12 protein-coding genes are annotated in these 12,582 nt (G+C 63.4%); 1 reads left to right on the forward strand and 11 read right to left on the reverse strand.

Features of this window, described 5'->3' with window-relative positions:
* Nucleotides 1–119: 119 nt before the first annotated feature.
* The 8 genes from K9B37_RS07860 to ygfZ form a co-directional block, all read right to left on the reverse strand.
* Entirely contained in the window at nucleotides 120–368 is a 249-nt protein-coding gene (locus K9B37_RS07860) for an exodeoxyribonuclease VII small subunit (RefSeq protein ID WP_224312537.1), read from the reverse strand.
* Between the two features lie 36 nt (nucleotides 369–404).
* Nucleotides 405–3,119 (reverse strand): DUF2339 domain-containing protein, encoded by a 2,715-nt coding sequence (locus K9B37_RS07865; protein ID WP_224312538.1) that lies wholly within the window; start codon nucleotides 3,117–3,119, stop codon nucleotides 405–407.
* A gap of 56 nt (nucleotides 3,120–3,175) precedes the next feature.
* Entirely contained in the window at nucleotides 3,176–3,694 is a 519-nt protein-coding gene (locus K9B37_RS07870; RefSeq protein ID WP_224312539.1) for a tyrosine phosphatase family protein, read from the reverse strand.
* Nucleotides 3,695–3,746: 52 nt separating this feature from the next.
* Complete coding sequence (locus K9B37_RS07875) at nucleotides 3,747–4,346, reverse strand: HD domain-containing protein (protein WP_224312540.1); 600 nt, start codon at nucleotides 4,344–4,346, stop codon at nucleotides 3,747–3,749.
* Nucleotides 4,346–4,954 carry a DNA-3-methyladenine glycosylase I gene (locus K9B37_RS07880; protein ID WP_224312541.1) on the reverse strand — a complete coding sequence of 203 codons (609 nt, stop codon included), beginning with the start codon at nucleotides 4,952–4,954 and terminating at the stop codon, nucleotides 4,346–4,348. The genes K9B37_RS07875 and K9B37_RS07880 overlap by 1 nt, the downstream gene beginning before the upstream one ends.
* 103 nt (nucleotides 4,955–5,057) lie before the next feature.
* On the reverse strand, nucleotides 5,058–5,699 hold the full coding sequence (locus K9B37_RS07885) for an FMN-binding negative transcriptional regulator (protein WP_224312542.1): 642 nt from the start codon (nucleotides 5,697–5,699) through the stop codon (nucleotides 5,058–5,060).
* 115 nt (nucleotides 5,700–5,814) lie between these two features.
* Nucleotides 5,815–7,764, reverse strand: a complete 1,950-nt coding sequence (locus K9B37_RS07890) for a hybrid sensor histidine kinase/response regulator (protein WP_224312543.1) — start codon at nucleotides 7,762–7,764, stop codon at nucleotides 5,815–5,817.
* A gap of 120 nt (nucleotides 7,765–7,884) precedes the next feature.
* Entirely contained in the window at nucleotides 7,885–8,763 is an 879-nt protein-coding gene (gene ygfZ / locus K9B37_RS07895) for a CAF17-like 4Fe-4S cluster assembly/insertion protein YgfZ (protein ID WP_224312544.1), read from the reverse strand.
* 111 nt (nucleotides 8,764–8,874) lie between these two features.
* Between ygfZ and K9B37_RS07900 the strand changes: the two genes are divergently transcribed.
* Nucleotides 8,875–10,209, forward strand: a complete 1,335-nt coding sequence (locus K9B37_RS07900) for a dihydroorotase (RefSeq protein ID WP_224312545.1) — start codon at nucleotides 8,875–8,877, stop codon at nucleotides 10,207–10,209.
* Between the two features lie 218 nt (nucleotides 10,210–10,427).
* Here the strand turns inward: K9B37_RS07900 and K9B37_RS07905 are convergent, their stop codons facing one another.
* From K9B37_RS07905 to K9B37_RS07915, 3 genes are all read right to left on the reverse strand, one after another.
* Complete coding sequence (locus K9B37_RS07905; RefSeq protein ID WP_224312546.1) at nucleotides 10,428–11,243, reverse strand: prephenate dehydrogenase/arogenate dehydrogenase family protein; 816 nt, start codon at nucleotides 11,241–11,243, stop codon at nucleotides 10,428–10,430.
* A gap of 213 nt (nucleotides 11,244–11,456) precedes the next feature.
* Entirely contained in the window at nucleotides 11,457–12,170 is a 714-nt protein-coding gene (locus K9B37_RS07910) for a class I SAM-dependent methyltransferase (protein WP_224312547.1), read from the reverse strand.
* 108 nt (nucleotides 12,171–12,278) lie between these two features.
* Nucleotides 12,279–12,536, reverse strand: a complete 258-nt coding sequence (locus K9B37_RS07915; RefSeq protein WP_224312548.1) for a hypothetical protein — start codon at nucleotides 12,534–12,536, stop codon at nucleotides 12,279–12,281.
* Nucleotides 12,537–12,582 lie beyond the last annotated feature (46 nt).

Here is a 12,582-nt window from a genome sequence, read left to right on the forward strand (position 1 = left end):
GGGTGTGGACAAAGGTGTTCTCGTTAGGGCGTTACAAGAAGGATACTTCTTGCCACATAGTGTGCCGATGGAGACGGGTCAAACGTCGGACTGGGCCATTTTCACGAAAGAATCTGAGACTATTCGTCCACATCGAGCGGTGTTTTTCCCGAAGCTTGGCCGTCCGGACCGATGGTGATCTTCTCGATTCGGGCTTCCGCCTTCTTGAGCAGCTGCTCGCAATGCTTCTTAAGTGCCTCGCCACGCTCGTAAATGGCGATCGAATCCTCGAGCGGGACATCGCCGCGCTCGAGGCGCCGCACGATTTCCTCGAGCTCGGCCAGAGCCTTCTCAAAAGGAAGCGTCTTGATGGAAGTTGTATCGCTCATGCCGCCGTCCGCCAAACTGGGGTCCTCCGTCGAATTCTATTGTGTGGCCGTGGCATCGCCTGGCCGGTGTGCGAGCAGTCTCTGATAAACGAGACCGATGCCGATGAGAACAAGGCCGAGGCCGATAAAGGACAGGGCCCGCATGACGCCCTCCAGATTGGCCAGATCGACGATGAACACCTTCAGAACGGCGAAAACAAGATAGACCGCCGAAGCGAGGCGGGCAAAGCGAATGTCGCGCAGGAGGCCCACGCCCAGAAGCACGATGCCGGTGACGAGAAGCGCGACCGAATAGGCCCATTGCTCGCCCTGGGTGAACCCGCGCCAATAGCCGAGTTCCGGCCCCTGGAAAATCCGCCGGATTTCCAGACCCACATAGGTCACTTGAAGGAGCAGGCCGAGGATGGCCGACGTCCAGGAATAAAGAGGTGGTCTGACGCCTCGTTCCTGGAGGGCAAGGAGGACGGTCAGGATCATCGGCACGAGATAGGCTGGGATCAGAGCATTGAAGAAAATGCCGCCAGGAACCGGCTCATCGGTGAAGAGCGGGTTGTTGACTATCAGAAGCCCGCCTGCGGACAGGGCAATCGAGACGACCTTGAAGACGAGCGAACCCCAACGATAGACCGGATCGGTCCTGCGAAGATCGAGGCGGGTGAGAAGAAGCGCGAAGACGAGACTTTCGGTCGCAACGAGTCCCGCCTCAAGGAGCCCGAAACGTGCGGCCAACGGGTCGCCGTCGTTCAGGGCGTGGCGGATTTCGAAGAACACGAGGAAGGCCGCGAAGACGATGGCGAGACTCTCCGTGAGCCTGACGACTAGATCGCGACCGGTACGCTCTAGGAGGCGGCTCGCCAGAAAAAAGGCGAGCGCCGGGATGCCATAGCCCCAGAACAGCCAATTGACGAGGATCGGGCCGGGATTCCCCTCGACGATAGTCGGGCTCCAAATGAGACGTCCGAGAACGATGAAGCCGATGGCACCGACCGCATAGCGCAGGACCGGAATGGCAACCCGCTCGGCCACCCAGGCCGTAGCGAGGGCGGTAAGGGCGAAGGCGACCGTCAGCATTCCCTTGTCGAGAGCAAATGTAAGCCCGAGAGCCAGGGCTCCCAGGGCTGAGGAGGCGGTTGCTCCGATGCCGAGATGGACCGGGGCGGCAGCCTCGGCGTCCGGGATGCGGCGCAGCCAGACGGTGGCATAGACGAAAGCCAGGGCGAGAGCGGCTGCCACGAGTGCGAAGGACAGGCTTCGCTCCAGTTCGGCGATCCGCCAATAGGCGGCCACCAGGGCGAGCAGGGGAAACGCCGTCGCCGCTCCGGCATACCAGGCCGCAACGGGGACAGGCAGTTCGCGGGACCGGGACAATCGGACGAGAGACGCGCCGGCGATAATCGGGACCGACAGCACCGCAAAGGTGAGATAGGTGCCGAGGGCGTCCGGCCGTACCGCGAAGGCGTCGCCGGATTGGTAGAACAGATTTTCGGGATCTTGGCGGAGCAGGGTCCTGATCGGCCAGACCACGAGAGTGCCGACCGCAGCAAGGGCCGCGCCTCCGGTGGCCGCTGCCGCTTGGGGAATGCGCAGCCCCGTGGCGAGGAGGATCAGTGCGACAGCCCCGATGAAGACGGGTCGTGCATCTCCCACTGCGACGGAGCTGGCGAGGATGACACTCGCAGCGGCAAAGACCATCAGGACGAGGTTTGCTGGGCGGTCGAGCGCCGCTCCCTCGTCGGATGCATTCCGATAAGGCTCGATCGTCAGGAAGAAGGCCGCGAAGGCGGTCTGAAGGGCGACGTGAATCATGGCGGGCAGGGCTGCTGCCTGATCGATCCAGAAGATCGGCAGCGTCCAGAGCAGCGCACCGGCTGCACCCGCCAGGGCCAGCCAGCGCCAAAGCCGAAGGCGAGCCACGCCGTAGGCCGGAAGCACCACGAAGGCGAGATAGATGACAAGGACCCAAGGCTGCGGCTCGTCCGATGAAACGAGCAGAGGGCTTCCCAGGGCGCCGACGAGTCCGAGGGCCGCCAGGGCCGGTCCGTGCAGCGTCGCGGCCACCATCGCGAGCACCGCAATGAGGCCGAGGACGACGAAGGTCGTTCCCGGCCCGACAAGGTCATAAAGTGCATAGGCCGCATAGGCGGATGCGAAGGCGGTGCAGGTGCCGGCAGCTGTCAGGATGCTCGGCACGTTGGCCGCTGGGATCCCCGGCAGGGCAATCGCCTGTTCCCGGCGTCTCAGCCATTCGCCTGCGCCAATGAGACCAAGGGCGAACAGTCCGCCGAGGACGATGCGTGTCGCCGGGCTGAGCAGATTCTGCTCGATGGAATAACGCACCAGGAAGATGCCGCCGAGCGCGAGGGCGAGACCACCGACCCAGACGGCCCAGCGGGTGCCGAGCTTTTCCTCGAATCGGCGGTCGTCGTTGGCAGCGGAAGGCGGAGCTGGGGCAATGGAAGGAACCGGTGCTCTCGGCGGCTCAGGCGGCGCGACATCGGGTTCGGGCTCTGCCGCTCGCACATGCTCCGGAATCTCGACGGGAAGCGGAGATGTCTCTCCGACCGGAGCCTCCGGCGCGACTGACGAGCTTGGGACAAAACCTTCCCGCACGGCCCCTTCGAGGCGCTCGATACGTGCGGTGAGGATCGCGATGCTACGGCGTGCCTTGATCGCCAGCACCAGACCGGTGATCGCGCTGATCGGAAAGGCGAGCGCGAGCAGCACAAGCAGCAGAATCTCGACATCGTCCAAGGTGTGCCCCCTCGGCTTTACCCATGGGTAGCGACACGCGCATCAAGCGACGTCGGCTAGCCCCTGCTAAGCTGTAACATGAAGGGCGTGCCCTCCATAGCCTCCGCCCCGCGGCCGATGCCGTGGATGGCCTCGACCATTCGGCCCTGGCGTCCGAGGATGTCGTCGGCGAGTGCGACGAACTTGGCGTTCGGGGTCGCGGTCGGGGAGGCAAGGCGGAGGGCCTGTGCGATGTCCGCCTCATTCCTTTCGGGCACGAGCGCGCAGGCCGAGATGAAGGCGGCCGCCGTCGAACGGCTGATGCCGGCCCAGCAATGGAACACGAGAGGGCTTTCCCGCCCCCAGGCGCGGACGAAGGTGAGAAGTTGTTCGATATGATCGGATGCTGGAAGAATGTGGCCGTCCAGCGGTTCGATAATGTCGCTGACGCCGAGAAAAAGGTGCCGGTCCGGCGAGATCCCCTGCGGCCTCTCTACGACTGATCCGACATTGATCAGCGTCACGACGTGGCTGGCACGGGTTTCGGTTACGGTGTCCTGGAGACGGGAGAGGGGGCAGACGTGCAGGGTGGGCATGATCGGCATCCGGGCAAAGAATGATCGAGGATAGGACTTGCTGTTGGCCCGATCAGGGCGGCGTGGCCGTGCAGGACAAAACCCGCTCCCGATATCGCGCTTCTGCCTCCGCGACCGGCCAGGGATCGAGGAAGCTCTGGACTGCGCGGGGCATCGGCTCCGGGCGTCCGAAGATCTTGATCGCCTCCTCGCGGGAGAAGCCAGCGAGTCGGGTCGCCTCGAGATAGGCGGCCTGTCGGTCAGCCCGCTTGATGAAGCGCTTGAGCGTGGCCGTCGGCTCGGCCGGAAGGCCGAAATGAAGGTGGATGGCGCCGAGAAGCCGCCCCTCGACGCTCTTATAGGCGTCGCCGATCACGGCCTTGAAGGGGGAGATGATGTCGCCGATCACGTATTCGGGCGCATCGTGGAGCAGAACCGCCAATCGCGAGAGCGGCGGCAATCCGGGATCGAGATGATCCGCGATGGCTTCGACCAGGAGGCTGTGCTGCGCGACCGAGAAGATGTGAGACCCTTCCGTCTGCCCGTTCCAGCGGGCGACGCGGGCGAGGCCATGGGCGATGTCGTCGAGTTCCACGTCGAGCGGCGACGGATTGATGAGATCCAGGCGCCTGCCGGACAGCATACGCTGCCAGACGCGTGTCTCCTTCGCCATCACCGCTTCTCGGCGAGGGCCGCGCACTCCGCGTGGCGGAAGCAGCCCGTGAGGTGGTCGTTCACCATGCCGACCGCCTGCATGAAGGCATAGACGATAGTGGGTCCGACGAAGTTGAAGCCTTCGGCCTTCAAGGCCTTGGAAATTCGCCGCGACACCTCGGTTTCGGGCTTAATCTGGGAGCGGCTCTTGAGGTTGTTCTGGACCGGGCGGCCGTCGATGAAATTCCACAGGAACTGCGAGAAGCCGCCGCGCTCCTGGATGGCGAGCCAGGCCTGCGCGCTTGCGACGGTGCTCTGGATCTTGGCGCGATTGCGCACGATGCCCGGATCGAGCATGAGCGCCTCCACCTGCGCCTGATCGAATCGGGCGATCACGACAGGGTCGAATCCCGCGAAGGCTTGGCGGAAGTTCTCGCGCTTGCGCAGGATCGTAATCCAGGACAGGCCGGCCTGAAAGCCATCGAGGATCAGCTTCTCGAACAGGGCGCGGTCGTCGAATTCCGGCACGCCCCATTCGGTGTCATGATAGGTCACATAAAGAGGGTCCGTGCCGGGCCACCAGCAGCGCACTTTCTGGTCGGGGTGAAGGATCAGTCCATCGGTCATGCGACACGTTTAGCTTCACCGGAACGAAACGGGAAGATCGCATCATCGGAAAAGTATTTTTTCTCGCCCGCCGTCCTTTTTCAGGCTCGCGAACAGAGGTGTTTCAGCTCTTTACGCCACGCTGGTCGACGAGGTCCGCCATTTCCTGCGCGGTTCGGCTCTCGCGGCTGCGCAGGCCCTCGCTGACGCCCAGGCGATCGCCCTCTGGCCGGTTCTGGCTGACTTTCCATTTGCCTTCGATGCGGGCGATGGCGATCTGCACGCCGACGATGCCCTTGAGCTGCGCGGCGACGAAATCGTCCGGGGCGTCGCTCACCGCCCACGGCTCGGCGAAAGAGCCTTCCTGCTGCGCCGTCAGAGCGCCGATCTGCGCCCTGACCCAGTTCGGATCGTCCATGATTGTCATCGGGCCCGCTGCCTGCACGACGGCATAGTTCCAGGTCGGCACAACCTTTCCGGTCTCCCGCTTCGTCTCATACCAGGAGGGTGTGATGTAGGTGTCGACACCCTGGAAGATGACCAGGGCCTCCGCTCCTGATTCGATGTCCCGCCATTGCGGATTGGCGCGGGACAGATGCGCCTTGAGGACGCCTTTCGTCGACGAGGACACGTCGAGGAGGAAGGGAATGGGATTGGCCAGGAGACCGGAACGCCCCGAGGTCACGAGCATGCCGAGCGTCTGCGCCCGGATGAAGCCGTGCAGAATATCGAGGCGATCCTCGCGGAAGTGAGGCGGCTGGTACATGGCGTCCCCGTCAATGCGTGATCCCTTCATAAAGGGAACGAGGGAAACGCTTCCAATCACATTTTCAGCTGCCTCACATCACGCAAAGCGATTCCAGGACCAGACAGCGATCGCCTCATCCCCTGGCGCGGAGGTGCCTGAGCTTGTCGGCCAGTTCCGTCCACCTATACGGCTTGCTGATGAAGGAGGAGCCTTCCGGAAGTCCCTGCGTCGGAAGCGTGGAGATCGGGTAGCCGGAGGCCAGGAGGATCTTGATAGTCGGACGCAGCCGCTGGCTTTCTCTGGCCAGCTCGAGGCCGCTCATCCCACGCGGCATCACCACGTCGGAGAAGAGCACGTCGATATGAGCCTCTCCGCGTAGCACATCGAGGGCCGCGATGGCGTCGATCGCCGTCAGAACCTCATAGCCCAGGCTGTCGAAAATTTCGCTCGCGATCTCCAGGACCTCGGGCTCGTCCTCGACGATCAGCACCGTCCCGGCGCTCCGGCGGAGCTCCTGATCATCTCCTGCCGGCTCTGTCGGCTGCTGTTCTTCGCCCTCCTGGACCGGCAGCAGCATGATAACCGACGTGCCTTTGCCCGGAGCGCTGACGATTTCGACATGTCCGCCCGATTGGACCGTGAACCCATAAACCTGGCTGAGGCCGAGGCCCGTTCCCTTTCCGATTTCCTTGGTGGTGAAAAAGGGCTCGAACGCGTGATCGGCCGCTTCACGAGACATGCCATGACCGGTGTCGGATACTGTCACGCAGGTATAGACGCCGGGTTTGAGGTGGGCGGCGTAGCGGTCGTTCTCCCGGACCGTTACATTGCGCGACGAGACGGTCAGGGTGCCGCCATCCGGCATGGCATCGCGGGCATTGATGACGAGGTTGAGGAGCGCGGTCTCGAATTGCGGTCCATCGATGCTCGCGGACTTGAGCTGCGGGTCGAGAGAGATTCGGAAGTCGATGGTTTCGCCGCAGGCCCGGTGCAGCACCGGCTCGAACCCCCTGATCAGATTGTTGGGGTTGTTAATCTCAGGCTGAAGCGGCTGCCGGCGCGAGAAGGCCAGCAATTGCTGTGTCAGCTTGGCGCCCCGGTCGGCAGCGCGTTGCGCGCTTTGGATCAGCCGCTTGTCGCGCGGTTCGTGGGCATTGCGGGTGAGAAGATCGAGATTGTTGACGATGATCGTCAGAAGATTGTTGAAATCGTGAGCGATGCCGCCGGTCAGCTGCCCGACGGCCTCCATCTTCTGGGACTGGAAAAGGGCCGCCTGGGCCTGGGCGAGGGCTTCCTGCGCCTGTTTGCGCTCGGTAATGTCGCGGGTGATCTTGGCAAAGCCGATCAGCTTGCCCGTGTCGTCACGGATCGGATCGATGACGGCGCTTGCGAAGAACCGGGTGCCGTCTTTGCGGACGCGCCAGCCTTCAGACTCGAATTTTCCTTGCTCGACCGCCGTCTTGAGCGCCCGGGAGGGTAGGCCCGTGGTGCGGTCCTCCTCCGTATAGAAATGGGAGAAATGCGTCCCGATGATCTCGTCCTCGGTGTAACCCTTGAAGCGTTGCGCACCCGTGTTCCAGTTCGTGATGTATCCTTCCGGGTCGAGCATGTAGATGGCGTAGTCGGTCACGCCTTGGACCAGGGTTCGGAAGCGTTGCTCGCTGAGCTTGAGCGCCTCCTCGGCCTGTTTGCGATCCGAGATGTCGCGGGTGATCTTGGCGAAGCCGAGCAGGTCTCCGTCGCGGCTCCGGATGGCATCGATCACCACATGGGCCCAGAAGCGAGTCCCGTCCTTGCGGACGCGCCAGCCTTCCGCTTCGAACTTTCCCTGTTCGGCCGCTGTCCTGAGCGCCCGGGAGGGAAGGCCCTTGGCTTGATCCTCTTCAGTATAGAAGCGGGAGAAATGCTCCCCGATGATCTCGTCCTCGGTGTAGCCCTTGAAACGCTGTGCGCCGGCGTTCCAGCTCACCACGTTACCAGCCGTGTCCAGCATGTAGATGGCGTAGTCCGTGATGGAGGACAGAAGCAACTGCAGCAGCCCCTCATCCCGCGCCGCAGGCCGCTGAATTGTCATTGAGTTCATCGAGGGGTCCCCAGCCACGCTACACCATTCCGCCTCCGCCTTTTCGACGTAAGGGCTTTAACCTACGCTAACGCTATCATGAGCCATCCGTTCCGCATCTGCGGCGGCGGAACATGCGTTTTAGACTCTCGTATCCGCCTCACCAGGGAATGGAAAACGGATCCAGGAGGGTCTTTCCAGAGTCACTGGAATGCCGCCCGCCCGTATCGTTTCCCCGGCGGAGAGGGCATCTGCGGCTCGGTCGAGGCGGATCATCACAAGGCCGCGTCCCCGGGCGCCGCTGCCCGTCTTGCCGAGATTCTTTTCTCCCGCCGTCACCTCGACACCGGCTTCGGCGACAAAGCCGCCCTCATACAGCGCCGGCAGGATACGAGTCCGGGCCGTGCCGCGATGCTGCATGCGGGAGACGACCTCCTGGCCGATATAGCAGCCCTTGTCGAAATCGACTCCGTGGAGCTGATCCATCAGAGCTTCGTGCGGAAAGGCGTCGCCGAACAGGAAGTCCCGTCCGCCTTCCGGCACGCCGAGGGCTATGCGGTGAGCCTGGTAGTCTTCGGCCGGTACGGTTGCGAATTCCGCGGCGTCCCCAGCGGCCAAGAGAGCCCGCCATCCGAGATCGGGCAGGCGCGGGTCCTCCGAGACGAGGCCCGCCTCGTCGGTCGGTGCCGGCATATCCCACCCGGCAACCACGGCCAATGCATCGGACAGGTCCTCGATCGTGACCTTGGCTCTGAGCTTGTAGAAGGTCAGGCGCTTGGCGAGATCGGGGGCGAAGACCTTCAGGACGTCGAGATAGTATCCACCGCCGATTTCGGCCGGTGCGGCGAAGACGATGAAGTCGAACAGGATCTTGCCTTGCGGCGTCAGCAGGGCTCCCAGTCGGGCCCGCTGCGGGGATACCCGCTCCAGATCGCAGGTGACGAGGTTGTCGAGAAAGCTCTTCGCATCCTCGCCGGTCACCCGGACCACGCCCCTGTCGGGAAGATGAGCTGACGGCATTTGCTGCTCCGCTGACTTGACCTGTTGCCTCGGTCCAGTGACTTGGCCTGTTGCCCTGGGCTGCAGCGTGACATATGCCCAGTTGGCACCAGCCTCAAGGGATGACAACGCATGCCCCAGACCTTCGACCTGATCCTCAAGGGTGGCGTCGTCGTGAATCACGACGGACGCGCCGAGCGAGACGTTGGCATCAAGGACGGTCGAATAGCGGCCATCGGCGACCTGTCGCGCGCCTCCGCAGGGCGAGAAGTGGATTGCAAGGGCCTGCACATCCTTCCCGGCGTCATCGATACACAGGTGCATTTCCGGGAGCCCGGCCTCGATCACAAGGAGGATCTCGAATCGGGATCCCGCTCGGCCGTGATGGGCGGTGTCACGACGGTTTTCGAGATGCCGAACACGGAGCCGCAGACCACCACGCCGGAGGCGCTCGCCGACAAGATCGCACGCGGGCATCACCGCATGCACTGCGATTTCGCCTTCTGGGTCGGCGGCACGCACGAGAACGCGAGCCACGTGGCCGAGCTGGAGCGTCTTCCGGGAGCGGCCGGCATCAAGGTTTTCATGGGCTCCTCGACCGGGTCGCTCCTGATCGAAGACGACGAAGGAATCGCCCAGATTCTGCGGCGTACGCGCCGGCGGGCGGCCTTTCATTCCGAGGACGAGGCCATGCTGCGTGAGCGAAAGGGCCTGCGGGTCGAGGGCGATCCTCGCTCCCATCCGGTCTGGCGCTCCGCCGAGGTCGCGCTCACCTGCACGAAGCGTCTCGTGCGCATCGCCCGGGACACGGGCGCCCGCATCCACGTCCTGCATGTCACCACCGCCGAGGAAATGGCGCTGCTGAAGGATCACAAGGACCTCGTCACGGTGGAGGTGACGCCTCATCACCTGACCCTCGTTGCGCCGGAGGCCTATGAGCGTCACGGCACCTATGTGCAGATGAATCCGCCCGTGCGCGACGAGATGCATCGCGCCGCGCTCTGGCACGGCCTCGACGAGGGCATCGCCGACATTTTGGGTTCGGACCACGCGCCGCATACGCGAGTCGAGAAGGACAAGCCCTATCCGAACTCGCCTTCCGGCATGACCGGCGTGCAGACCCTCGTTCCAATCATGCTCGATCACGTGAACGCCAGCCGGCTGACGCTGGAGCGCTTCGTCGACATGACCAGCGCCGGGCCGAAGCGCCTGTTCGGTATCGCCGGAAAGGGACGCATTGCCGTCGGCTACGACGCGGATTTCACCATCGTGGACCTGAAGCGCCGCGAGACGATCACCAACGACTGGATCGCGTCGAAATGCGGCTGGACACCCTATGACGGCGTCACCGTCACAGGCTGGCCCATAGGCACGATCGTGCGCGGAAACGTGGTGATGTGGGACGGCTCTCTCGATGCAGATTCGCAGGGCGAAGTCGTGCGCTTCGAGGAGACGGTGCGCGGGTAGAATAGCCGCGACCACCAGAACACACATCCGTCATTCCGGGACAGCGCACAGCGCTGGGCCCGACCCGTAGGGCCACGTGAAGCGGGGAAACCCATAGCCGCTAACGTTTCAGAGAAGTGAGCAGCGGCTGACTTCGGTTTTCATCCTGGAGCCCTGGTGTTTATGGGTTCCGGGCTCTCGCTGCCGCTCGCCCCGGAATGACAGTAGAGGCTCGCCTTTCAAAGCATGCGACTTGACGGCAAGCTCACCGGTTGCAGCACTTCCCTCGCAGCAGAAACGAAAGAGCTCATCACCTCGCGGCCATAGGGATTGTCGAGGACGATAGTGCGGAACAGCTCGTCCGAGTCGTGCCGCACCATCTCCATCATGCTCCTGAGATGGACGAAGGAGGCGGTCGCCAGATCGAGATGCGGCAGGTCCATGGTCGCGGCAACGCGGCCGAGAAGATGCGTGAGGCCTTGGACATAGGCCATCTGCCGGTCGTGAGTCTCCGCCGTCGTCTTGATGACATCGAGGGCGAGATGCCGGCGTAGGAAGCGGGCGACGATCATGCCTTGCACGCTGCCCGGCGCGCAGAGCGCGATGCGAAGGCCCGCGATTCCGTTCCGCCCGCTTTGCGGTCCGAAAAGCGGATGAGTGCCGACGAGATGGATTTCTTTCGGCAGTTCCTCCGTCAGGATCGCCAGCGGCTCGATCTTCACGGAGCAGACGTCGATGACGAGTGAGCCGGCGCGCATGTGCGGCGCCATGGCGCGCACCACCATGCGAAGGCTCCGAAGCGGCACCGCCAGGAGCACGATGTCCTGTCGCGCGGCCGTCTCCAGATCCACCGACGCCACGTCCCAGCGTTGGCAGATGGATGTCAGATCCCGCTTCGGATCGCAGATCAGAAGATCGAAGAACGGTTTCAGGTGTTCGATGCAGAATTCACCGAACGCGCCGACGCCGACGATGGCGAGACTGCGACGGCGGCCCGTCGGACGCATGCGGACATGCGCGTCGACAGGGGAAGAGGGAAGGGGAAGCGTGCTCATGCGGTCCTCGGAGAGTTCGGCCACCGCAGGGCAGTGCTGAAATGAAAACGCCGCCATGCGGCGGCACCATTTCGACAGAATTGATCGACCCGTGCCGCTTCTATGAAGACGGCGGATAATACGAAACGGCGAAGGGGCAGGTCGTGATCATACGCCGGATCAACATCATTCCGGCGCAGAGGTCAAGATTTTTCAGGCGAACGGGCGGGACTGCTACTGCACCTTCCGGGTCAGCCAAGCACCCCAGAACAGGCTCGCAAAGAAGCGGGTCGGCGGCTCGAACCCAGCCTCGTCGAGGAGTTCCGCAATCGCTTCTTCCGAGTGTGGCGGATCGGCGCCCGCAAGGATTTTGGCGAGCTTGGCATCCGCCGCTTCAGCCGAGGCTCCCTGCATGATCCAGCGCTGACGCCAGGCCTTCAGGAGACGCGGGTGGCTCTGATAGGAAAAGCAATTGCCGGCAAGAACGAAGGCGCCTCCAGGCTTCAGCCGGGACGCGAGGGAGGAAAGAATCTTCTTCTTGGCGGCATCGCCCGGCAGGTGATGCAGGACGCCGATCAGGGTCGCAGCGTCGAAACGTGCATCTTCCGGCAGGTCCTCGACATAGCCGAGATGGAGCGTGGTTCTTTCCGTAAGGTTTGCCTCGGCCAGCCGGGTCTTGGCCACTTCCATCATCGGCGCTGCCGGATCCACCGCCGTGAAGTGCCACAGGGGCTCGAACGGCGCGATCGACAGAATCTCCTGGCCCGTGCCGACCCCGGCCACCAGGATCTGCGCCGGTGCTCCGGAGCCTAGCGTGGACGACAACATGCAGGCGGTCAGTTCATGACAGGCATCGTAACCGGCGAGGGCAATGCGGCTCTGACGGTCGTATTCTCCCGCACGGGAAGGATCGAATTTCAAGGCGCTGTCGATTGGGGCTTCGGACATGGAGGGGCTTCGGGTATGGGCGATCGGCAATGAAAAACGGCGATGAAAGAAACTTGGTCGCGGAAGCACTCGCCCGCGATGCAAAGGTATGGGCAGAATGGTGAAAAGCTAGTGCTTCAGTGCCATCGAAAAACCGCCGCTGCGGATCTTGTCCGGCAGGGTCGCGGCATATTCTGCAACCGCGTCCTCGCCATAGGTGGCGACGAGCTCCGCAAAGGCGGCGAAAAGCGCGGCCTGCGCCATGCAGTCGCCATCGAGCCCATCGAGCTCGGCCTCAGCAAATGCTTCGGTCACATAGCTCAGGGCGGCCTGCTTAATGGCGCTGAGTTCCGGCATGTCTGGGAGGAGGACGTCGTTGTCGTTCATGATCCAGGCCCCTTTGACGGGGCGGCGCGTGTTCGGTTGACCCGAA

This window comes from Microvirga puerhi, assembly GCF_020089865.1.
Lineage (GTDB): Bacteria > Pseudomonadota > Alphaproteobacteria > Rhizobiales > Beijerinckiaceae > Microvirga > Microvirga puerhi.

Excerpts from the sequence above, each read along its gene's own strand:
- K9B37_RS07860 (WP_224312537.1), bottom strand. The coding sequence starts at position 368 with ATGAGCGATACAACTTCCATCAAGACGCTTCCTTTTGAGAAGGCTCTG.
- K9B37_RS07870 (WP_224312539.1), bottom strand. The coding sequence starts at position 3,694 with ATGCCCACCCTGCACGTCTGCCCCCTCTCCCGTCTCCAGGACACCGTA.
- K9B37_RS07875 (WP_224312540.1), bottom strand. The coding sequence starts at position 4,346 with ATGGCGAAGGAGACACGCGTCTGGCAGCGTATGCTGTCCGGCAGGCGC.
- K9B37_RS07880 (WP_224312541.1), bottom strand. The coding sequence starts at position 4,954 with ATGACCGATGGACTGATCCTTCACCCCGACCAGAAAGTGCGCTGCTGG.
- K9B37_RS07885 (WP_224312542.1), bottom strand. The coding sequence starts at position 5,699 with ATGTACCAGCCGCCTCACTTCCGCGAGGATCGCCTCGATATTCTGCAC.
- K9B37_RS07890 (WP_224312543.1), bottom strand. The coding sequence starts at position 7,764 with ATGAACTCAATGACAATTCAGCGGCCTGCGGCGCGGGATGAGGGGCTG.
- ygfZ (WP_224312544.1), bottom strand. The coding sequence starts at position 8,763 with ATGCCGTCAGCTCATCTTCCCGACAGGGGCGTGGTCCGGGTGACCGGC.
- K9B37_RS07900 (WP_224312545.1), top strand. The coding sequence starts at position 8,875 with ATGCCCCAGACCTTCGACCTGATCCTCAAGGGTGGCGTCGTCGTGAAT.
- K9B37_RS07905 (WP_224312546.1), bottom strand. The coding sequence starts at position 11,243 with ATGAGCACGCTTCCCCTTCCCTCTTCCCCTGTCGACGCGCATGTCCGC.
- K9B37_RS07910 (WP_224312547.1), bottom strand. The coding sequence starts at position 12,170 with ATGTCCGAAGCCCCAATCGACAGCGCCTTGAAATTCGATCCTTCCCGT.
- K9B37_RS07915 (WP_224312548.1), bottom strand. The coding sequence starts at position 12,536 with ATGAACGACAACGACGTCCTCCTCCCAGACATGCCGGAACTCAGCGCC.